25 protein-coding genes are annotated in these 19,783 nt (G+C 66.7%); 22 read left to right on the plus strand and 3 right to left on the minus strand.

Features of this window, described 5'->3' with window-relative positions:
• Window position 1 precedes the first annotated feature (1 nt).
• The 5 genes from AC1DWR_RS07155 (at window position 2) to tuf (ending at window position 8,848) form a co-directional block, all read left to right on the plus strand.
• Window positions 2-3,880 (plus strand): DNA-directed RNA polymerase subunit beta', encoded by a 3,879-nt coding sequence (locus AC1DWR_RS07155; RefSeq protein WP_477613522.1) that lies wholly within the window; start codon window positions 2-4, stop codon window positions 3,878-3,880.
• A 565-nt stretch (window positions 3,881-4,445) separates the two neighbouring features.
• Entirely contained in the window at window positions 4,446-4,820 is a 375-nt protein-coding gene (gene rpsL / locus AC1DWR_RS07160; RefSeq protein WP_056883290.1) for a 30S ribosomal protein S12, read from the plus strand.
• Entirely contained in the window at window positions 4,820-5,290 is a 471-nt protein-coding gene (rpsG, locus tag AC1DWR_RS07165; protein WP_056915473.1) for a 30S ribosomal protein S7, read from the plus strand. Before rpsL ends, rpsG begins: the two co-directional genes overlap by 1 nt.
• Window positions 5,291-5,410: 120 nt before the next feature.
• A complete protein-coding gene (fusA, locus tag AC1DWR_RS07170; RefSeq protein ID WP_477613521.1) occupies window positions 5,411-7,528 on the plus strand; it encodes an elongation factor G in 2,118 nt (705 codons plus the stop codon).
• Window positions 7,529-7,651: 123 nt separating this feature from the next.
• The gene (gene tuf / locus AC1DWR_RS07175; protein WP_477613520.1) at window positions 7,652-8,848 is read left to right on the plus strand and encodes an elongation factor Tu; all 1,197 of its coding nucleotides are present in this window, start codon (window positions 7,652-7,654) and stop codon (window positions 8,846-8,848) included.
• A gap of 267 nt (window positions 8,849-9,115) precedes the next feature.
• Here tuf and AC1DWR_RS07180 read toward each other — a convergent pair whose 3' ends face one another.
• The 3 genes from AC1DWR_RS07180 to AC1DWR_RS07190 are packed head-to-tail and all read right to left on the minus strand — an operon-like array spanning window position 9,116 to window position 11,123.
• Window positions 9,116-9,673 (minus strand): GNAT family N-acetyltransferase, encoded by a 558-nt coding sequence (locus tag AC1DWR_RS07180; protein ID WP_477624080.1) that lies wholly within the window; start codon window positions 9,671-9,673, stop codon window positions 9,116-9,118.
• Window positions 9,673-10,980, minus strand: a complete 1,308-nt coding sequence (locus AC1DWR_RS07185; protein ID WP_477624081.1) for an alpha-hydroxy-acid oxidizing protein — start codon at window positions 10,978-10,980, stop codon at window positions 9,673-9,675. Before AC1DWR_RS07185 ends, AC1DWR_RS07180 begins: the two co-directional genes overlap by 1 nt.
• Complete coding sequence (locus AC1DWR_RS07190; RefSeq protein WP_477613517.1) at window positions 10,977-11,123, minus strand: hypothetical protein; 147 nt, start codon at window positions 11,121-11,123, stop codon at window positions 10,977-10,979. Before AC1DWR_RS07190 ends, AC1DWR_RS07185 begins: the two co-directional genes overlap by 4 nt.
• A 279-nt stretch (window positions 11,124-11,402) precedes the next feature.
• On the opposite strand from AC1DWR_RS07190, the gene rpsJ reads away from it, so the two are divergent.
• From rpsJ to rplF, 17 genes are all read left to right on the plus strand, one after another.
• Window positions 11,403-11,711 carry a 30S ribosomal protein S10 gene (gene rpsJ / locus AC1DWR_RS07195; RefSeq protein WP_009775966.1) on the plus strand — a complete coding sequence of 103 codons (309 nt, stop codon included), beginning with the start codon at window positions 11,403-11,405 and terminating at the stop codon, window positions 11,709-11,711.
• A gap of 10 nt (window positions 11,712-11,721) precedes the next feature.
• On the plus strand, window positions 11,722-12,378 hold the full coding sequence (rplC, locus tag AC1DWR_RS07200; RefSeq protein WP_477624082.1) for a 50S ribosomal protein L3: 657 nt from the start codon (window positions 11,722-11,724) through the stop codon (window positions 12,376-12,378).
• Window positions 12,379-12,383: 5 nt separating this feature from the next.
• A complete protein-coding gene (gene rplD / locus AC1DWR_RS07205) occupies window positions 12,384-13,436 on the plus strand; it encodes a 50S ribosomal protein L4, sunset domain variant (RefSeq protein ID WP_477624083.1) in 1,053 nt (350 codons plus the stop codon).
• On the plus strand, window positions 13,433-13,744 hold the full coding sequence (rplW, locus tag AC1DWR_RS07210) for a 50S ribosomal protein L23 (protein ID WP_477613514.1): 312 nt from the start codon (window positions 13,433-13,435) through the stop codon (window positions 13,742-13,744). Before rplD ends, rplW begins: the two co-directional genes overlap by 4 nt.
• Before the next feature lie 35 nt (window positions 13,745-13,779).
• Window positions 13,780-14,616: a 50S ribosomal protein L2 gene (gene rplB, locus AC1DWR_RS07215; protein WP_056923997.1), complete on the plus strand. Its 837-nt coding sequence runs from the start codon at window positions 13,780-13,782 to the stop codon at window positions 14,614-14,616.
• A gap of 18 nt (window positions 14,617-14,634) precedes the next feature.
• Window positions 14,635-14,916, plus strand: coding sequence for a 30S ribosomal protein S19 (gene rpsS, locus AC1DWR_RS07220; protein WP_056923996.1), 282 nt, complete (start codon window positions 14,635-14,637; stop codon window positions 14,914-14,916).
• A 32-nt stretch (window positions 14,917-14,948) separates the two neighbouring features.
• On the plus strand, window positions 14,949-15,317 hold the full coding sequence (rplV, locus tag AC1DWR_RS07225) for a 50S ribosomal protein L22 (RefSeq protein WP_477613901.1): 369 nt from the start codon (window positions 14,949-14,951) through the stop codon (window positions 15,315-15,317).
• A complete protein-coding gene (gene rpsC / locus AC1DWR_RS07230; protein WP_477613513.1) occupies window positions 15,317-16,138 on the plus strand; it encodes a 30S ribosomal protein S3 in 822 nt (273 codons plus the stop codon). The genes rplV and rpsC overlap by 1 nt, the downstream gene beginning before the upstream one ends.
• A gap of 1 nt (window position 16,139) precedes the next feature.
• Window positions 16,140-16,559, plus strand: coding sequence for a 50S ribosomal protein L16 (rplP, locus tag AC1DWR_RS07235; protein ID WP_477613512.1), 420 nt, complete (start codon window positions 16,140-16,142; stop codon window positions 16,557-16,559).
• A complete protein-coding gene (gene rpmC / locus AC1DWR_RS07240; protein ID WP_477613511.1) occupies window positions 16,559-16,813 on the plus strand; it encodes a 50S ribosomal protein L29 in 255 nt (84 codons plus the stop codon). The genes rplP and rpmC overlap by 1 nt, the downstream gene beginning before the upstream one ends.
• Window positions 16,810-17,100, plus strand: coding sequence for a 30S ribosomal protein S17 (gene rpsQ, locus AC1DWR_RS07245; protein WP_477613510.1), 291 nt, complete (start codon window positions 16,810-16,812; stop codon window positions 17,098-17,100). Before rpmC ends, rpsQ begins: the two co-directional genes overlap by 4 nt.
• 141 nt (window positions 17,101-17,241) lie before the next feature.
• On the plus strand, window positions 17,242-17,610 hold the full coding sequence (gene rplN, locus AC1DWR_RS07250; RefSeq protein WP_056923992.1) for a 50S ribosomal protein L14: 369 nt from the start codon (window positions 17,242-17,244) through the stop codon (window positions 17,608-17,610).
• Window positions 17,611-17,613: 3 nt separating this feature from the next.
• Entirely contained in the window at window positions 17,614-17,973 is a 360-nt protein-coding gene (gene rplX / locus AC1DWR_RS07255) for a 50S ribosomal protein L24 (RefSeq protein WP_477613509.1), read from the plus strand.
• 5 nt (window positions 17,974-17,978) lie between these two features.
• Window positions 17,979-18,569 carry a 50S ribosomal protein L5 gene (gene rplE, locus AC1DWR_RS07260; protein WP_477624084.1) on the plus strand — a complete coding sequence of 197 codons (591 nt, stop codon included), beginning with the start codon at window positions 17,979-17,981 and terminating at the stop codon, window positions 18,567-18,569.
• Window position 18,570: 1 nt separating this feature from the next.
• Entirely contained in the window at window positions 18,571-18,756 is a 186-nt protein-coding gene (locus AC1DWR_RS07265) for a type Z 30S ribosomal protein S14 (RefSeq protein ID WP_035902511.1), read from the plus strand.
• 78 nt (window positions 18,757-18,834) lie between these two features.
• Window positions 18,835-19,233, plus strand: coding sequence for a 30S ribosomal protein S8 (rpsH, locus tag AC1DWR_RS07270; protein ID WP_477613507.1), 399 nt, complete (start codon window positions 18,835-18,837; stop codon window positions 19,231-19,233).
• A gap of 11 nt (window positions 19,234-19,244) precedes the next feature.
• Complete coding sequence (rplF, locus tag AC1DWR_RS07275; protein WP_477613506.1) at window positions 19,245-19,781, plus strand: 50S ribosomal protein L6; 537 nt, start codon at window positions 19,245-19,247, stop codon at window positions 19,779-19,781.
• Window positions 19,782-19,783: the final 2 nt, after the last annotated feature.

Raw genomic sequence — 19,783 nt, forward strand, 5'->3', positions numbered from 1 at the left:
CGTGCTCGACGTCAACTTCTTTGACGAACTGCGCATCGGCCTGGCCACTGCTGACGACATCCGTCAGTGGAGCCACGGCGAGGTGAAGAAGCCCGAGACGATCAACTACCGCACCCTCAAGCCTGAGAAGGAGGGCCTGTTCTGCGAGCGCATCTTCGGCCCCACCCGGGACTGGGAGTGCAACTGCGGCAAGTACAAGCGGGTCCGCTTCAAGGGCATCATCTGTGAGCGCTGCGGCGTCGAGGTCACTCGTGCCAAGGTGCGTCGTGAGCGGATGGGCCACATCGAGCTCGCTGCCCCCGTCACCCACATCTGGTACTTCAAGGGCGTCCCGTCGCGCCTGGGCTACCTGCTCGACCTCGCCCCGAAGGACCTCGAGAAGGTCATCTACTTCGCGGCCTACATGATCACCTCGGTCGACGAGGAGCAGCGCCACAAGGACCTGCCCTCGCTCGAGGCCCAGATCGAGGTGGAGAAGAAGGAGTACGAGAACAAGCGTGACTCCGAGGTCGACACCCGGGCCAAGCGGCTCGAGTCCGACATCGCCGAGCTCGAGGCCGAGGGTGCCAAGGCTGACGCCCGCCGCAAGGTGCGCGAGTCCGCCGAGCGCGAGATGAACCAGATCCGCAAGCGCGCCGACATGCAGATCGAGCGCATCGAGCAGGTCTGGGACCGGTTCAAGAACCTCAAGGTCCAGGACCTCGAGGGCGACGAGATCCTCTACCGCGAGATGCGTGACCGCTTCGGTCTGTACTTCGAGGGTGGCATGGGCGCCGCCGCGATCCAGAAGCGCCTGCAGGACTTCGACCTCCAGGCCGAGTCCGAGCTGCTGCGCGAGATCATCGCCACCGGCAAGGGCCAGAAGAAGACCCGTGCCCTCAAGCGGCTCAAGGTCGTCACCGCCTTCCAGGCCACGACGAACAAGCCGTCCGGCATGGTCCTGGACGCCGTCCCGGTCATCCCGCCGGATCTGCGCCCGATGGTGCAGCTCGACGGTGGCCGCTTCGCGACCTCCGACCTCAACGACCTCTACCGTCGCGTGATCAACCGCAACAACCGGCTCAAGCGTCTGCTCGACCTCGGTGCGCCGGAGATCATCGTCAACAACGAGAAGCGGATGCTCCAGGAGGCTGTCGACAGCCTCTTCGACAACGGCCGTCGTGGTCGCCCGGTCACGGGTCCCGGCAACCGTCCGCTCAAGTCGCTGTCCGACATGCTCAAGGGCAAGCAGGGCCGGTTCCGCCAGAACCTGCTCGGCAAGCGCGTCGACTACTCCGGCCGTTCGGTCATCGTCGTCGGCCCGCAGCTCAAGCTGCACCAGTGCGGTCTGCCCAAGCAGATGGCCCTCGAGCTGTTCAAGCCGTTCGTGATGAAGCGCCTGGTCGACCTCGACCACGCGCAGAACATCAAGTCGGCCAAGCGCATGGTCGAGCGCGCCCGTCCGGTCGTGTGGGACGTCCTCGAAGAGGTCATCACCGAGCACCCCGTGCTCCTCAACCGCGCGCCCACCCTGCACCGCCTCGGCATCCAGGCCTTCGAGCCTCAGCTCGTCGAGGGCAAGGCCATCCAGATCCACCCGCTCGTCTGCTCGGCCTTCAACGCCGACTTCGACGGTGACCAGATGGCTGTGCACGTGCCGCTGAGCACCGAGGCGCAGGCCGAGGCCCGCATCCTGATGCTCTCGAGCAACAACATCCTCAAGCCGGCCGACGGCCGTCCGGTGACCATGCCCACCCAGGACATGATCATCGGGCTCTACCACCTCACGTCCGAGGTGGAGAACGGCAAGGGTTCCGGCCGCGCGTTCTCGTCGGTCTCCGAGGCCCGCATGGCGTTCGACGCCGGCGAGCTCGAGCTCGGCAGCATCGTCAAGATCCGCCTGCTCGACGTCGTCCCGATCCCGGGCACGGAGCTCGCCGAGGGCACCGAGGTCAACGAGCAGGGCCAGGTGGCCTCGCTCACCATCGAGACCAGCCTCGGTCGCGCGCTGTTCAACCAGACGCTGCCCGTGGACTACCCGTTCGTGGACGCGGTCGTCGACAAGAAGCGTCTGTCGACCATCGTCAACGACCTGGCCGAGCGCTACACCAAGGTGCAGGTCGCTGCGAGCCTCGACGCGCTCAAGGAGTACGGCTTCCACTGGGCGACCCGCTCGGGCACCACGGTGGCCATCTCCGACGTCGTGACCCCGCCGCGCAAGCTCGAGATCCTCGAGGGCTACGAGGTCAAGGCCACCAAGGTCCAGGTGCAGTACGAGCGTGGTCTGATCACGGACGACGAGCGCCGTCAGGAGCTCATCGAGATCTGGACTCAGGCCACCAACGAGGTCGCCAAGGAGATGGAGGCCAACCTCCCGAAGACCAACACCATCTACAAGATGGTGTCCTCGGGTGCGCGTGGTAACTGGATGCAGCTGCGGCAGATCGCCGGTATGCGTGGTCTGGTGTCCAACCCGAAGGGCGACATCATCCCGCGACCGATCCGCGCGAACTTCCGCGAGGGCCTGTCCGTGCTCGAGTTCTTCATCTCCACGCACGGTTCTCGTAAGGGTCTTGCCGACACCGCGCTGCGTACCGCCGACTCGGGTTACCTGACCCGTCGCCTGGTGGACGTCTCGCAGGACGTCATCATCCGCGAGGACGACTGTGGGACCGAGCGTGGCCTGACCATGCCGATCGCGCAGAAGACCACCTCCGGCGCCCTGGTCGAGCACGACGACGTGGAGACCTCGGTCTACGCCCGCACGCTCGCCGCCGACGTCGAGAAGGACGGTTCCGTCCTGGCCGAGGCCGGCATCGACCTCGGTGACGTCGTCATCGACGCGCTCGTCGCCGCCGGCGTCGAGCAGGTCAAGGTCCGGTCGGTGCTCACCTGTGAGTCCCACGTCGGCACCTGCGCCGCCTGCTACGGCCGGTCACTCGCGACCGGCAAGCTCGTGGACATCGGCGAGGCCGTCGGCATCATCGCGGCCCAGTCCATCGGTGAGCCCGGCACCCAGCTGACGATGCGTACCTTCCACACCGGTGGTGTGGCTGGTGACGACATCACGCAGGGTCTGCCCCGTGTCGTCGAGCTGTTCGAGGCCCGCACCCCCAAGGGTGTGGCCCCGATCGCCGAGGCGTCCGGTCGGGTCAGCATCGAGGACACCGACAAGACCCGTCGCATCATGCTCACCCCGGACGACGGCTCCGAGGAGCACGCCTACCCGGTGAGCAAGCGCGCGCGTCTGCTGATCGCCGACGGCGACCACGTCGAGGTCGGGCACCGCATGACGCAGGGTTCGATCGACCCCAAGCAGGTCCTTCGCATCCTCGGCCCGCGGGCGGTCCAGATGCACCTCGTCGACGAGGTGCAGCACGTCTACCGCCAGCAGGGTGTGTCGATCCACGACAAGCACATCGAGGTCATCGTCCGCCAGATGCTGCGCCGGATCACGATCATCGAGTCCGCCGATGCCGACCTGCTCCCCGGTGAGCTGGCCGAGCGTGGTCGGTTCGAGACCGAGAACCGTCGCGTCGTCGCCGAAGGTGGCCGCCCGGCCTCGGGTCGCCCCGAGCTCATGGGTATCACCAAGGCGTCGCTGGCCACGGACTCCTGGCTCTCGGCCGCCTCCTTCCAGGAGACGACCCGCGTGCTGACCGAGGCAGCGATGAACGCCAAGTCGGACCCGTTGCTGGGTCTGAAGGAGAACGTCATCCTCGGAAAGCTCATCCCGGCCGGCACGGGTCTCCCGCGCTACCGGAACGTCAAGGTCGAGGCCACGGAAGAGGCCAAGGCTGCGATGTACTCGATGCCCAGCTACGAGTACGACTACCCGGTGTTCGGTCCCGGCTCCGGCGAGGCCATCCGCCTCGACGACGCCGAGCTCGGCCTGGACTGAGCCTCCGGCTCCACCCGCTGAGGGCGGGTATGCCGCGTGGTCACCGCGCGGCATACCCGCCCTTTCGCATGGTCCGGAGCGCCACTTGTTGCCGGCTGGTGGTCACGAGGCGGCGATTCGGGGGTCCGGTGACGATCTGCGCGCACCAAGTCGCAACCTTGTCGACTTGTTGCCGGCTGGTGGTCACGAGGCGGCGATTCGGGGGTCCGGTGACGATCTGCGCGCACCAAGTCGCAGCACGTCGGGCCGGCGGCGCTTGGTGTAACCGATTTGGACCGCCACCACGCAGGCGGTATCTTTGAACACTGTGTCTGAGGTCTGCCTCAGTCATGCGCTGGAGTCGGTGCCGACCAGACAGCAAGATGTCGGCCGCTGGACCAGCACCCCTCTCGCCGGGCACTCCGCAACCGATCCGCACTGGGTCGCGCGTGGAGGGTGCAGGGGAGAGCGCCAAGCACGACACACCCGAGTGCGGGGGTCGGGCGAGGCACCACACCAAGGAGTGCCCGAGGGTTGCGAGACGCAGCCCGACGACACGGAACATCAACTACGTACGGAGAACAGGTTGCCTACGATCAACCAGCTTGTGCGCAAGGGGCGTCAGGACAAGGTCACCAAGACCAAGACTCCTGCCCTCAAGGGCTCGCCCCAGCGCCGTGGTGTGTGCACGCGTGTGTACACCACCACCCCCAAGAAGCCGAACTCTGCCCTGCGGAAGGTCGCCCGCGTGCGCCTCACCAGCGGCATCGAGGTCACGGCCTACATCCCGGGCGTCGGCCACAACCTGCAGGAGCACTCGATCGTGCTCGTGCGCGGTGGTCGTGTGAAGGACCTCCCGGGCGTGCGTTACAAGATCGTCCGCGGCTCGCTCGACACCCAGGGTGTCAAGAACCGCAAGCAGGCCCGCTCCCGTTACGGCGCGAAGATGGAGAAGAAGTAATGCCTCGCAAGGGACCCGCGCCCAAGCGCCCCCTCGTCGTCGACCCGGTCCACAACTCCCCGTTGGTGACCCAGCTGGTCAACAAGATCCTCCTCGATGGCAAGAAGTCCATCGCCGAGACGATCGTCTACGGCGCCCTCGAGGGCGTCAAGGAGAAGACCGGCTCCGACCCCGTCGTGACCCTCAAGCGCGCGCTGGACAACATCCGTCCGACGCTCGAGGTCAAGTCCCGCCGTGTCGGTGGCGCCACCTACCAGGTGCCGATCGAGGTCAAGCCCAACCGCGCGACCACCCTGGCCCTGCGCTGGATGGTCGGCTACTCGCGTCAGCGTCGTGAGAAGACCATGACCGAGCGCCTCATGAACGAGATCCTCGACGCGTCCAACGGCCTCGGTGCCGCGGTGAAGCGTCGTGAGGACACCCACAAGATGGCCGAGTCCAACAAGGCCTTCGCGCACTACCGCTGGTAACAGCGACCGGTATGCCGCGGGCGCAACACACGCCCGCGGCATACCGCAGGTGCGTGGTCGAGGCCCCGCCCCCATGCACCACAACGAACTTTTTCTAACGAGCGAGATGAGACGATCACATTGGCACTCGACGTCCTGACGGACCTGACCAAGGTCCGCAACATCGGGATCATGGCGCACATCGACGCCGGCAAGACGACGACGACTGAGCGCATCCTCTTCTACACCGGTGTCAACCACAAGATCGGTGAGACCCACGACGGTGCGTCGACGACCGACTGGATGGAGCAGGAGAAGGAGCGCGGCATCACGATCACGTCTGCCGCGGTGACCTCCTTCTGGGAGGGCACCCAGATCAACATCATCGACACCCCCGGTCACGTGGACTTCACGGTCGAGGTGGAGCGCTCGCTGCGCGTCCTCGACGGTGCCGTCGCCGTGTTCGACGGCAAGGAGGGCGTCGAGCCCCAGTCCGAGACCGTGTGGCGTCAGGCCGACAAGTACGACGTCCCCCGCATCGCGTTCGTCAACAAGATGGACAAGCTCGGCGCGGACTTCTACTTCACCGTCGACACCATCAAGGACCGCCTCGGCGCGGAGCCCCTCGTGCTCCAGCTGCCGATCGGCTCCGAGAGCGAGTTCGTCGGCGTCGTCGACCTCATCTACCGTCGTGCCCTCGTGTGGCCCGGTGACTCCAAGGGTGACGTCACCATGGGTGCCAAGTACGAGATCCAGGAGATCCCGGCCGACATGCTCGAGAAGGTCGAGGAGTACCGCCACGCCCTCGTCGAGCGCGTTGCCGAGTCCGACGACGTCCTCATGGAGAAGTACCTCGGTGGCGAGGAGCTGACGCCCGAGGAGATCAAGGGCGCCATCCGCAAGCTCACGGTCAACTCCGAGCTCTACCCGATCCTGTGCGGCTCTGCCTTCAAGAACCGCGGTGTGCAGCCGATGCTCGACGCCGTCGTCGACTACCTGCCTTCGCCGCTCGATGTCCCCCCGATGGTCGGCCACAAGCCGAACCACGAGGAGATCGAGATGACGCGCAAGCCCGACACGAGCGAGCCGTTCTCGGCGCTGGCGTTCAAGGTCGCCACGCACCCGTTCTTCGGCACGCTGACCTTCATCCGCGTCTACTCCGGCCAGATCTCCGCCGGCTCCGCGGTCGTCAACACGACCAAGGGCCGCAAGGAGCGCATCGGCAAGCTCTTCCAGATGCACGCCAACAAGGAGAACCCCGTGGAGGAGGCCCTCGCGGGTCACATCTACGCGGCGATCGGCCTCAAGGACACCACCACCGGTGACACGTTGAGCGACCCGAACGAGCAGATCGTGCTCGAGTCGATGACGTTCCCGGACCCGGTCATCCAGGTGGCCATCGAGCCCAAGACCAAGGGTGACCAGGAGAAGCTCTCCACGGCCATCCAGAAGCTCTCCGCCGAGGACCCGACCTTCCAGGTCCACCACGACGAGGAGACCGGCCAGACGATCATCGCCGGCATGGGCGAGCTCCACCTGGACATCCTCGTGGACCGCATGAAGCGCGAGTTCAAGGTCGAGGCCAACGTCGGCAAGCCGCAGGTGGCCTACCGCGAGACGATCCGTCGCACCGTGGAGAAGCTGGACTTCACCCACAAGAAGCAGACGGGTGGCTCCGGCCAGTTCGCCAAGATCCAGATCAGCATCGAGCCCCTCGACACCGCCGAGTCGGGCGAGATGTACGAGTTCGTGAACAAGGTCACTGGTGGCCGCGTTCCGCGCGAGTACATCCCGTCGGTCGACGCCGGTATCCAGGACGCCATGCAGTACGGCGTGCTCGCCGGCTACCCGCTGGTCGGCATCAAGGCGACGCTGCTCGATGGCGCCTACCACGACGTCGACTCCTCCGAGATGGCGTTCAAGATCGCCGGTTCCATGGCGCTCAAGGAGGCCGTCCGCAAGGCCGACCCCGTGCTCCTCGAGCCGATGATGGCCGTCGAGGTGCGTACGCCCGAGGACTACATGGGCGACGTCATCGGTGACATCAACTCCCGCCGTGGCCAGATCCAGGCCATGGAGGACATCAGTGGTGCCAAGGTCGTCCGCGGTCTGGTCCCCCTGTCGGAGATGTTCGGCTACGTCGGTGACCTGCGGTCCAAGACCCAGGGTCGGGCGAACTACTCGATGGAGTTTGACTCCTACGCCGAGGTCCCCAAGGCTGTTGCCGAGGAGATCATCAAGAAGACGCGTGGTGAGTGACCGGTAGCATTACCGGTCGCACTCCACGCAACGAACCACCAGAGCTCCACAACCCCCAATCCGCGCCACGTCCCATCTGGGCAAAAGGCGTTTCACCAAGAAGAGTCCTGAGGAGGACATCAAGTGGCGAAGGCAAAGTTCGAGCGGACTAAGCCGCACGTCAACATCGGCACCATTGGTCACATCGACCACGGTAAGACGACGCTGACGGCTGCGATTTCCAAGGTCCTGCACGACAAGTACCCGGACCTGAACCCGCAGTTCGCGTTCGACGACATCGACAAGGCACCCGAAGAGAAGCAGCGCGGTATCACGATCTCGATCGCGCACATCGAGTACCAGACGGAGAGCCGTCACTACGCCCACGTCGACTGCCCCGGTCACGCTGACTACGTGAAGAACATGATCACGGGTGCGGCGCAGATGGACGGTGCGATCCTCGTGGTTGCGGCGACCGACGGCCCGATGCCGCAGACGAAGGAGCACGTCCTCCTGGCCCGCCAGGTCGGCGTTCCCTACATCGTCGTGGCGCTCAACAAGGCCGACATGGTCGACGACGAGGAGATCCTCGAGCTCGTCGAGATGGAGGTCCGCGAGCTGCTGTCCGACTACGAGTTCCCGGGCGACGACCTGCCGGTCGTCAAGGTCTCGGCGCTCAAGGCGCTAGAGGGCGACGCCGAGTGGGGCAACTCCGTCCTGGAGCTCATGGACGCCGTGGACAACCACATCCCGATCCCCGAGCGTGACGTCGACAAGCCGTTCCTCATGCCCGTCGAGGACGTGTTCACGATCACCGGTCGTGGCACCGTCGTCACCGGTCGTATCGAGCGCGGCATCCTCAACGTCAACGCTGAGGTCGAGATCGTCGGCATCCACCCCGGCCCGCCGGCCAAGACCACGGTCACCGGCATCGAGATGTTCCGCAAGCTGCTCGACGAGGGTCGTGCGGGCGAGAACGTCGGCCTGCTTCTTCGTGGCACCAAGCGCGAGGACGTCGAGCGCGGCCAGGTCATCGTCAAGCCGGGCTCGATCACCCCGCACACGGACTTCGAGGCCAACGTCTACATCCTGTCCAAGGATGAGGGCGGCCGTCACACGCCGTTCTACGACAACTACCGCCCGCAGTTCTACTTCCGCACCACCGACGTGACCGGCGTAGTGCACCTCCCCGAGGGCACCGAGATGGTCATGCCCGGTGACAACACGGAGATGAACGTCGAGCTCATCCAGCCGATCGCCATGGAGGAGGGCCTGCGCTTCGCCATTCGCGAGGGCGGCCGTACCGTCGGCGCCGGCCGCGTCACCAAGATCACCAAGTAACACTCGGCGACTTCGCCACCGGTGATCTGACGCACCAGCACCACAGGAGGGCCCCGCAGCTTCGGCTGCGGGGCCCTTCGCTGTCCCGTATGCCGCGCGGGCCTGCGACGTGTTGCCGCCAGGTCGTCACGGGGCGCCGATTTCCCGGGGTTGGTGCCGACCAGCCGGCAACAGGTGGGGGCCTCTCGTGACTTGTTGCCGCCAGGTCGTCATGGGGCGGCGAATGCGGGGGTTGGTGACCACCAGCCGGCAACATGTGGGCGGGGGTCAGCCGTGGGCCGCTGCGAACTCGGCGGCGGTCAGCTCGTAGACGACCTCGCCCAGCTCGGCACCGGGCAGCGGCTCGTCCCATTCCCTGATGTCGGTGCGGACGTGGCGCAGGCCGAGCCGTTCGAGGACCGCCCGGGAGCGGACGTTGACTGCCATCGTCTCGGCCCAGATCCGGTCGAGCCCGACGGTGACGAAGCCGTGCTCCATCAAGCGGGTGGCGCCCTCGGTGGCCAGCCCTCGCCCCCACGCTCGCCTGCGCAGCCGATAGCCCAGCTCGGCAGCCTCGCTCGTCAACCCGTCGTCCGGGGTGAGGCAGAACCACCCGACGAACTCCCCGTCCTCGAAGGCGGACCAGTAGCCCAGGCCCAGCGCGTCGTGCGCGGGTTCGGTGCGGTGCGGCATCCAGACCTCGATGACCTCCTGCGGCCCGGTGGCCCTCCCGGTCAGGAACTCCATCACGTCAGGATCGCCGTCGAGCTCGACCAGCAGGTCGCTGTCGTCCGCTTTCAGTGGACGCAGCTGGAGCCGCGGCGTCGTCAGGTGCGGCCTGGACATCAGGAGGGCGTCTGCAACAGCTCGGGACCGATCTGCGCCACCGAGCCGACTCCCGACAGCCCCATCGTCAGGTCCAGCTCGGCCACGATGTTGGCCAGCACGTCCCTGACACCGTCCCGCCCACCGAGGGCCAGGCCGTAGAGGTAGGGCCGGCCGATCGCGACGGCGTCGGCGCCCAGCGCGATGGCCTTGACGACGTCGCTGCCGGTGCGGACACCGCTGTCCAGGATCACCGCTAGGTCGGGTCCGAGGGCTGCGCGCACCGACGGCAGGGCGTCGAGGGAGGCGATCGCGCCGTCGACCTGCCGTCCGCCGTGGTTGCTGACCACGACCCCGCTGGCACCCGCTTCCACGGCTCGTGTCGCGTCGTCAGGGTGCAGGACACCCTTGACCAGGAACGGGAGGTCCGTGCGGTCGCGCAGGGTGGCGAGCTGCTCCCAGGTGAGCCCGGGGTTCGAGTAGATGTCGAGGAACGTCTCGACCGCAGCCCGGGGCGTGGGGGAGCGGAGGTTGGCCCGCAGGTCGCCGGGGTGCTCGCGGCTGATCGACAACAGCGACCGGAGCGCGCCCACCGTCACCTTGACGTCGTCCTTGGCGCGCACGGCTGCCTCAGCCGCGGCCGCCTTCGCCGCGATCCGGTCGCGGACCACCTGCTGGAAGCGCGGGTCGGAGGTGTACTGCGCGATGCCGATGCCCTGGGAGAACGGCAGGGATCCGAGGTTCAGGTCCCGGGGGCGCCACCCCAGCATCGTCGTGTCGAGGGTGACCACGATCGCCTCGGCGCCGCTCGCGGCGGCGCGGGCGAGGAAGCTGTCGACGAGCGGTTCGTCGGTGGACCAGTAGAGCTGGAACCATCGCGGCGCCGCCCCCATGGCTGCCGCGACGTCCTCCATCGGGGAACACCCCTGGTTGGACAGGATGTACGGCAGGCCGAGCTCGGCCGCCGCCGAGCCGATCTCGAGGTCGCTGTCGCGGTGGACCAACCCGGCCGCACCCACGGGAGCGAGCAGCACCGGTGCGGGAAGCCGTCGGCCGAGGATCTCGGTGGACAGGTCGCGCTGGGCGTTGCCGGGCAGCAGGCGGGGCACGATCCGGACGCGCTCGAAGGCGGCGCGGTTCGCCCGCATGGTCGCGCCCTCGCCCGCCCCGCCCGCGACATAGGCCCAGGCCCGTGGTGACATCGTCGCTGCCGCACGTCGCTCGAGCTCGGCGAAGTCGGTCGGCACCGTGGGGCGGTGGCCCAGCACTCCCGCGCGGTAGATCAGGCCCTGCCTGGCCCTGCCTGGACCTTCGGGCGGCGTCGTCATGGCCCCGATCCTGCCAGCGGGACCACCCCGCTGGGGGTGAACGACACCGGTGAGCACCCGGCATACCCGGGAGGGGGCAGAGCGGCGCGACGCGCCATCGGAGCGGGTATGCCGCGTGGCCCGGCCTCGATTTGGTAGGTCACCGTCGCCTCTGGCACACTGGACCGGTTGCTTGACGCGCGCCGTTGACCCATGTCGACGCCGCCACCCCCGGTGACACACCTCGAACCGTGCATTGATGCGCGGGGCGACACTCCAGGGAAGCGCAAGCCCCGGCTCTGCCGGTCAATCCGAACCGCACGACTGCGTGAAAACGCGTGTCGTCCGGCCGCGAAGCGGGTGCGACACACCCGACCGCGGGGGTCGGAGATGGCCAAGAGCCGGCCAAGCTAGATGTTCGGCGAGAGAGAGACGTAACGGAGATGGCGGGACAGAAGATCCGCATCCGCTTGAAGTCGTATGACCACGAGGTCATCGACAACTCGGCGCGCAAGATTGTCGACACGGTGACCCGTGCTGGCGCGACGGTAGTCGGCCCTGTGCCGCTGCCCACGGAGAAGAACGTCTTCGTGGTCATCCGTTCGCCCCACAAGTACAAGGACAGCCGCGAGCACTTCGAGATGCGCACCCACAAGCGCTTGATCGACATCATCGACCCGACGCCGAAGGCCGTCGACTCGCTGATGCGTCTCGACCTGCCGGCAGACGTCAACATCGAGATCAAGCTCTGAGGCTGGCGAAATGACCACCACTGCTACCAAGACCGTGAAGGGCGTACTGGGCAAGAAGCTCGGTATGACCCAGGTGTGGGATGCCGACAACCGGCTCATCCCCGTCACCGTCATCGAAGCGGGCCCCTGCGTCGTCACGCAGGTCCGCGCCGCTGCGAAGGACGGCTACGACGCCGTCCAGATCGCGTTCGGCGCCATCGACCCCCGCAAGGTGACCAAGCCCCTGACCGGGCACTTCGAGAAGGCCGGCGTGACCCCGCGTCGCCACCTCGTGGAGCTCCGTACCGCTGACGCCGCCGAGTACACGCTCGGCCAGGAAGTCACGGTCGAGACCTTCGAGGCCGGCCAGGCGATCGACGTCACCGGGACCACCAAGGGCAAGGGCTTTGCCGGCGTCATGAAGCGTCACGGCTTCCACGGCGTCAGCTCCTCCCACGGTTCCCACAAGAACCACCGCAAGCCTGGCTCGATCGGTGGCTGCGCCACCCCGGGTCGCGTGTTCAAGGGCATGCGCATGGCCGGCCGGATGGGCGGCGAGCGCCAGACCACCCAGAACCTCACGATCCACGCCGTGGACGTGGAGCGGGGCCTGCTGCTGATCAAGGGTGCCGTTCCCGGCCCCCGCAACGGCATCGTCCTCGTCCGCACGGCCGCGAAGGGAGCCTGAGCCAGATGGCAACCAAGACCGTCGCTGCTGACCTGCCCGCCGAGATCTTCGACGTCCAGGTCAACGTTCCGCTGATCCACCAGGTCGTCGTGGCCCAGCTGGCCGCCGCGCGTCAGGGCACGCACTCCACCAAGACCCGCGGCGAAGTCCGCGGTGGTGGCCGCAAGCCCTACCGCCAGAAGGGCACCGGCCGCGCCCGTCAGGGCTCGACCCGCGCCCCGCAGTTCGCAGGCGGTGGCGTCGTCCACGGCCCGCAGCCGCGTGACTACGCCCAGCGGACCCCCAAGAAGATGAAGGCCGCCGCCCTGCGCGGTGCCCTCTCCGACCGGGCCCGCAACGACCGGGTGCACGTCGTCGAGTCCCTCGTGACCGGCACTGCGCCGTCCACCAAGGACGCGCTCGCGCTGCTCGCCGGCCTGACCGACCGTCCCAACCTGCTCGTCGTGCTCGACCGCAGCGATGTCGTGTCGCTGAAGTCGGTCCGCAACCTCGACGGCGTGCACGTGCTCGCCGCCGACCAGCTCAACACGTACGACGTGCTGTGCGCGGACGATGTCGTCTTCACCACCGCTGCCCTGGAGGCGTTCGTCTCCAAGGCGCAGCCGGTCGGCGGCGTCATCGAGGTCGAGATCGTCGACGACGCACCTGCCAAGGCCGACAAGCCGGCCAAGGCTGCCAAGACCGAGAAGTCCGAGGCCAAGGCGGACAAGCCTGCCAAGGCCGAGAAGCCTGCCAAGGCCGACAAGCCCGCCACGGCCGAGAAGCCCGCCAAGGCTGAGAAGGCCGCGACGCTGGTGGACGCTCCCGAGGACACCGACGGTGGCTACGGCGCCGACTCGGCTGTCGCCCTCGAGGACGGCTCCGCGCCGGAGGGCTTCGAGGTCAAGGGCAACAAGGACTCGATGAAGTTCCACGTCCCCGGCTCCCGCTGGTACGACGCGACCGTCGCCGAGGTCTGGTTCCGCACTGCGGATGCCGCCGCGGCTGCAGGTTTCGTCCCCGCCGGTGGCGCTGCTGCCCAGGAGACCACTGACGTGGCTGAGGAGGAGACCAAGTGAGCACCCAGTCTGCTCTGTACGGCAAGGACCCCCGCGACATCCTGATCGCGCCGGTCGTTTCCGAGAAGTCGTACTCGCTGCTCGACCAGGGCAAGTACACCTTCATCGTCGACCCGCGGGCGAACAAGACGGAGATCAAGATCGCCGTCGAGCGCGTCTTCAACGTCAAGGTTGACTCCGTCCACACCCTCAACCGTGTCGGCAAGACCCGCCGCACCCGGTTCGGCCTCGGCAAGCGCAAGGACACCAAGCGTGCGATCGTCACCCTCCGCGAGGGCTCGATCGACATCTTCGGTGCCGGCGCCTGACGGAATCGCTGAAGAGACGTAAGGGATTACGAAACATGGGTATCCGTAAGTACAAGCCGACCACGCCTGGCCGCCGAGGCTCCAGCGTCGCCGACTTCGTCGAGGTCACGCGCTCCACGCCTGAGAAGTCGCTGGTGCGCCCCCTGACGAAGTCCGGTGGACGCAACAGCAACGGCCGCATCACCACCCGTCACATCGGTGGTGGACACAAGCGCGCCTACCGCGTCATCGACTTCCGTCGCCATGACAAGGACGGCGTGCCGGCCAAGGTTGCTCACATCGAGTACGACCCCAACCGCACGGCGCGCATCGCGCTGCTGCACTACGCCGACGGTGAGAAGCGCTACATCCTGGCCCCCAAGGGCCTGGAGCAGGGCGCCAACATCGAGAACGGCCCCTCGGCCGACATCAAGCCCGGCAACAGCCTGCCGCTGCGCAACATCCCGACCGGTACGGTCATCCACGCCGTCGAGCTCAAGCCCGGTGGCGGTGCGAAGATCGCCCGCTCCGCTGGTGTGCGCGTGCAGCTCGTCGCCAAGGACGGTCCCTACGCCCAGCTGCGTATGCCGTCCGGTGAGATCCGCAACGTCGACCTGCGCTGCCGCGCCACGGTCGGCGAGGTCGGCAACGCCGAGCAGTCCAACATCAACTGGGGCAAGGCCGGCCGTATGAGGTGGAAGGGCAAGCGCCCGACCGTCCGTGGTGTCGCCATGAACCCGGTCGACCACCCGCACGGTGGTGGTGAGGGTAAGACGTCCGGTGGTCGTCACCCCGTCAGCCCGTGGGGTCAGGCCGAGGGCCGCACCCGCCGCCCCGGCAAGCCGAGCGACAAGATGATCGTTCGCCGCCGTCGTACTGGCAAGAAGCGCTGAGAAGGAGCCTGAGAAACCATGCCTCGTAGCTTGAAGAAGGGCCCTTTCATCGACGGCCACCTTCAGAAGAAGGTCGACGTCCAGAACGAAGCGGGCACCAAGAACGTCATCAAGACCTGGTCGCGTCGGTCGGTCGTGAGCCCCGACATGCTGGGTCACACCCTCGCCGTGCACGACGGTCGCAAGCACGTCCCGGTGTTCGTCACCGAGTCGATGGTCGGCCACAAGCTCGGCGAGTTCGCACCGACCCGCACGTTCAAGGGTCACGTGAAGGACGACAAGAAGGGGCGTCGTCGCTGATGGCTGCCCCGACCGAGAACAAGGACAACGTGATGGAAGCCAAGGCGAGTGCGCGGCACGTCCGCGTCACGCCCCAGAAGGCCCGCCGCATGGTGGACCTGATCCGCGGCAAGCAGGCCACTGAGGCCATCGCCGTGCTCCGGTTCGCGCCGCAGTACGCCTCCGACCCGGTGCAGAAGGTGCTCGAGAGCGCCATCGCCAACCTCCGGGTCAAGGCGGACAAGGCCTCTGAGGCCTTCGACGAGACCAACCTGGTCATCAGCGAGGCGTTCGTCGACGAGGGTCCGACCATGAAGCGGTTCCGCCCGCGGGCCCAGGGCCGCGCGGCACGCATCAACAAGCGGACCAGCCACATCACCGTGGTCGTCACGCCGAAGACCACCAAGGGAGGCACCCGCTAATGGGTCAGAAGGTCAACCCGCACGGCTTCCGCCTCGGTATCACCACCGAGCACAAGAGCCGCTGGTTCGCTGACTCCACCAAGGAGGGTCAGCGGTACCGCGACTACGTCAAGGAAGACGTCGCCATCCGCAAGCTCATGTCCGAGGGCATGGAGCGGGCCGGCATCTCCCGCGTCGAGATCGAGCGCACCCGTGACCGCGTCCGTGTGGACATCCACACCGCGCGTCCCGGCATCGTCATCGGTCGTCGTGGCGCCGAGGCCGACCGCATCCGTGGCGAGCTCGAGAAGCTGACCGGCAAGCAGGTCCAGCTGAACATCCTCGAGGTCAAGAACCCCGAGGTGGACAGCCAGCTCGTCGCGCAGGGCATCGCCGAGCAGCTCTCTGCTCGTGTGTCGTTCCGTCGTGCGATGCGCAAGGGCATGCAGTCCGCCACCCGCGCCGGCGCCAAGGGCATCCGTGTCCAGGTCTCCGGTCGCCTCGGCGGCGCCGAGATGTCTCGCACCGAGTTCTACCGCGAGGGTCGCGTTCCGCTGCACACCCTGCGTGCGCAGATCGACTACGGCTTCTACGAGGCCCGCACCACCTTCGGTCGCATCGGCGTCAAGGTGTGGATCTACAAGGGCGACGTCACCGCTCGCGAGCTGGCTCAGCAGCAGGCTGCTGCGCCGCGTCCGAGCCGTGGCCCGCGTCGTGACGGCGCAGACCGTCCGGCCCGCGCTCGTCGCGAGCGTCCGGAGGCCGCCACCGAGACCGCTGCTGAGGCTCCCGCCGCTGAGGCGACCGCAGCCGCAGCCAGCACTGAGGGAGAGCAGTCCTGACATGTTGATTCCTCGTCGAGTCAAGCACCGCAAGCAGCACCACCCGGGTCGTTCGGGCGCTGCCAAGGGTGGCACCAAGATCGCGTTCGGCGACTACGGCATCCAGGCCCTCGAGCCCGCCTACGTCACCAACCGTCAGATCGAGTCCGCTCGTATTGCGATGACGCGTTACATGAAGCGTGGCGGAAAGGTGTGGATCAACATCTACCCCGACCGCCCGCTGACCAAGAAGCCTGCCGAGACCCGCATGGGTTCCGGTAAGGGCTCCCCCGAGTGGTGGATCGCCAACGTCAAGCCTGGTCGCGTGATGTTCGAGGTGAACGGTGTGTCCGAAGAGGTCGCCCGTGAAGCCATGCGTCTGGCGATGCACAAGCTCCCCATGAAGTGCCGCTTCGTTCGGCGTGAGGGTGGTGACATCTGATGGCAGTCGGATCCAAGGACCTGGTGTCCGAGAACCTTCGTGGTCTCGACGACGACCACCTTGTGGACGAGCTCCGCAAGGCCAAGGAGGAGCTGTTCAACCTCCGGTTCCAGTCGGCCACCGGCCAGCTGGACAACCACGGCCGCCTGCGCGCCGTCCGCAAGGACATCGCCCGCATCTACACCGAGCTGCGTGAGCGCGAGCTCGGCATCGGGCAGAGCCCGAGTGTCGAAGCCAAGGAGGAGTCGGCATGACCAAGGACGTGAAGGATGAGGCAGTGACGGCGCAAGACCGCAACTACCGCAAGACCCGCCAGGGCTACGTGGTGAGCGACAAGATGGACAAGACCGTCGTGGTCGAGGTCGAGGACCGCGTCAAGCACGCTCTCTACGGCAAGGTCCTGCGACGCTCGAGCAAGGTCAAGGCCCACGACGAGGACAACGCCGCCGGTATCGGTGACCGCGTCTCGATCATGGAGACCCGTCCGCTCTCGGCCACCAAGCGCTGGCGCGTGGTGGAGATCCTCGAGAAGGCCAAGTAGTACCAACCTCAGCATCCGCCGCCCACGCGGCATACCGGAGAAACAACGCCAGGTATGCCGCGGGGGCACGGACAACAAGCCCCCCACAGTTCGGCAAGGCTCACCGTGCGTGAGAACCAGCTCGACGACAGGAGTTAGACAGTGATCCAGCAGGAGTCGCGACTGCGCGTCGCCGACAACACTGGTGCCAAGGAAATCCTTTGCATCCGTGTTCTCGGTGGCTCGGGTCGTCGTTACGCCGGCATCGGTGACGTCATCGTCGCCGCCGTCAAGGACGCCATTCCCGGCGGCAACGTCAAGAAGGGCGACGTCGTCAAGGCCGTCATCGTGCGCACCACCAAGGAGCGCCGTCGCGGCGACGGGTCGTACATCAAGTTCGACGAGAACGCCGCCGTCATCCTCAAGGCCGACGGGGACCCCCGTGGCACCCGCATCTTCGGCCCGGTGGGCCGCGAGCTGCGTGAGAAGAAGTTCATGAAGATCATCTCGTTGGCGCCGGAGGTGCTCTGACCCATGGCTGACAAGAAGAAGATGAAGATCAAGAAGGGTGACACCGTCAAGGTGCTCACCGGCAAGGATCGCAACAGCATCGGCAAGGTCATCGCCGTGTACCCCGAGACCGAGCGCGTGCTCGTCGAGGGCGTCAACCGGGTGACCCGCCACACCAAGGCCGGTCAGTCCGCCCGCGGTACCCGTACCGGTGGCCTGGTCGTCCAGGAAGCCGCGATCCACGTGAGCAACGTGGCCGTCGTGGACCCCGATGACAAGAAGCTCGCGACCCGGATCAAGACCCGCGTCGAGACCGTCGAGCGTGGCGGCCGCACCAAGACCGTCCGCACCCGTGTCGCGGTGCGCTCGGGCAAGGACCTGTGAGAGACATGACCGAAACTCAAACCAAGCCTCAGACCGAAGTTTCCGCAGCGGTGACCCCGCGCCTCAAGCAGCGCTACGCGGACGAGATCAAGGGCGGGCTGTTCACGCAGTTCGGCTACGAGAACGTCATGCAGGTGCCCGGCGTGGTCAAGGTCGTCGTCAACATGGGTGTTGGTGACGCTGCCAAGGACGCCAAGCTCATCGAGGGCGCGATCAGGGACCTGTCCGCCATCACCGGCCAGAAGCCGCTGGTCACCAAGGCCCGCAAGTCCATCGCGCAGTTCAAGCTGCGCGAAGGCATGCCGATCGGTGCGCACACCACGCTGCGCGGCGACCGGATGTGGGAGTTCCTCGACCGTCTCGTGTCGGTGGCCCTGCCCCGTATCCGTGACTTCCGCGGCCTGTCGCCCAAGCAGTTCGACGGCAACGGCAACTACACCTTCGGTCTCACCGAGCAGTCGATGTTCCACGAGATCGACCAGGACCGGATCGACCGCGTGCGTGGCATGGACATCACCGTGGTGACCACCGCCACCAATGACGACGAGGGCCGCGCACTGCTCAAGGCGCTCGGCTTCCCCTTCAAGGAGAACTGACATGGCGAAGACCGCCCTGGTCAACAAGGCCAACAAGAAGCCGAAGTTCAAGGTGCGCGGCTACACCCGTTGTCAGCGCTGCGGCCGACCGCACTCGGTCTACCGCAAGTTCGGGCTGTGCCGCATCTGCCTTCGCGAGATGGCTCACCGCGGCGAACTGCCCGGCGTCACCAAGAGCTCCTGGTAATACCCACCGATTTCATCCTTACATCGCAGGTCGCTGCATCCGCAGTGAAACCACGGTGAGAGAGGGCCGGAGAAGCCCATGACCATGACTGACCCGATTGCGGACATGTTGACCCGCGTCAGGAACGCCAACTCGGCGCACCACGACGATGTCTCCATGCCGTTTTCCAAGCTGAAGTCCCACATTGCCGAGATCCTCCAGGCGGAGGGCTACATCGCCGCCTGGAAGGTCGAGGACGCCGAGGTCGGCAAGACGCTGACCATCGAGCTCAAGTACGGCCCCAACCGCGAGCGGTCCATCGCTGGCGTGCGCCGTGTCTCCAAGCCCGGTCTGCGCGTCTACGCCAAGTCGACGAACCTGCCCAAGGTTCTCGGCGGTCTCGGTGTGGCCATCCTTTCCACCTCGTCTGGTCTCCTCACGGACCGCCAGGCCAAAGCCAAGGGTGTGGGCGGGGAAGTCCTCGCCTACGTCTGGTAAGGGGATTCGACATGTCGCGTATCGGACGACTCCCGGTCTCCATCCCGAGCGGTGTCGAGGTCACCATCGACGGCCAGTCCGTCAAGGTGAAGGGCCCCAAGGGCGAGCTCAGCCACGTCGTGGCCGAGCCGATCACCGTCGAGAAGGGTGACGCGGACCTCGAGGTCAAGCGCCCCAACGACGAGCGCCAGTCGCGTGCCCTGCACGGCCTGACCCGGTCGCTCATCAACAACATGGTGCTCGGTGTGACCGAGGGCTATGAGAAGAAGATGGAGATCCACGGCACGGGTTACCGCGTGGCCAACAAGGGCGGGGACCTCGAGTTCGCGCTTGGCTACAGCCACTCGATCACCGTCAAGGCCCCTGAGGGCATCTCCTTCGCCGTCGAGAACCCGACCCGCTTCGCGGTCCAGGGCATCGACAAGCAGCTCGTTGGCGAGGTTGCTGCAAACATCCGCAAGCTGCGCAAGCCCGACCCGTACAAGGGCAAGGGCGTTCGCTATGCGGGCGAGCACATCCGTCGCAAGGTCGGAAAGGCCGGTAAGTAAGC

It is taken from the genome of Pedococcus sp. P2_E2 (genome assembly GCF_056403955.1).

Excerpts from the sequence above, each read along its gene's own strand:
- AC1DWR_RS07265 (WP_035902511.1), top strand. The coding sequence starts at position 18,571 with ATGGCGAAGACCGCCCTGGTCAACAAGGCCAACAAGAAGCCGAAGTTC.
- rplE (WP_477624084.1), top strand. The coding sequence starts at position 17,979 with ATGACCGAAACTCAAACCAAGCCTCAGACCGAAGTTTCCGCAGCGGTG.
- rpsJ (WP_009775966.1), top strand. The coding sequence starts at position 11,403 with ATGGCGGGACAGAAGATCCGCATCCGCTTGAAGTCGTATGACCACGAG.
- AC1DWR_RS07185 (WP_477624081.1), bottom strand. The coding sequence starts at position 10,980 with ATGACGACGCCGCCCGAAGGTCCAGGCAGGGCCAGGCAGGGCCTGATC.
- rplP (WP_477613512.1), top strand. The coding sequence starts at position 16,140 with ATGTTGATTCCTCGTCGAGTCAAGCACCGCAAGCAGCACCACCCGGGT.
- rpsQ (WP_477613510.1), top strand. The coding sequence starts at position 16,810 with ATGACCAAGGACGTGAAGGATGAGGCAGTGACGGCGCAAGACCGCAAC.
- rplC (WP_477624082.1), top strand. The coding sequence starts at position 11,722 with ATGACCACCACTGCTACCAAGACCGTGAAGGGCGTACTGGGCAAGAAG.
- rplF (WP_477613506.1), top strand. The coding sequence starts at position 19,245 with ATGTCGCGTATCGGACGACTCCCGGTCTCCATCCCGAGCGGTGTCGAG.
- rplB (WP_056923997.1), top strand. The coding sequence starts at position 13,780 with ATGGGTATCCGTAAGTACAAGCCGACCACGCCTGGCCGCCGAGGCTCC.
- rpsS (WP_056923996.1), top strand. The coding sequence starts at position 14,635 with ATGCCTCGTAGCTTGAAGAAGGGCCCTTTCATCGACGGCCACCTTCAG.
- rpsG (WP_056915473.1), top strand. The coding sequence starts at position 4,820 with ATGCCTCGCAAGGGACCCGCGCCCAAGCGCCCCCTCGTCGTCGACCCG.
- rplX (WP_477613509.1), top strand. The coding sequence starts at position 17,614 with ATGGCTGACAAGAAGAAGATGAAGATCAAGAAGGGTGACACCGTCAAG.
- AC1DWR_RS07180 (WP_477624080.1), bottom strand. The coding sequence starts at position 9,673 with ATGTCCAGGCCGCACCTGACGACGCCGCGGCTCCAGCTGCGTCCACTG.
- rplV (WP_477613901.1), top strand. The coding sequence starts at position 14,949 with ATGGAAGCCAAGGCGAGTGCGCGGCACGTCCGCGTCACGCCCCAGAAG.
- rpmC (WP_477613511.1), top strand. The coding sequence starts at position 16,559 with ATGGCAGTCGGATCCAAGGACCTGGTGTCCGAGAACCTTCGTGGTCTC.
- rpsH (WP_477613507.1), top strand. The coding sequence starts at position 18,835 with ATGACCATGACTGACCCGATTGCGGACATGTTGACCCGCGTCAGGAAC.
- rplD (WP_477624083.1), top strand. The coding sequence starts at position 12,384 with ATGGCAACCAAGACCGTCGCTGCTGACCTGCCCGCCGAGATCTTCGAC.
- rpsC (WP_477613513.1), top strand. The coding sequence starts at position 15,317 with ATGGGTCAGAAGGTCAACCCGCACGGCTTCCGCCTCGGTATCACCACC.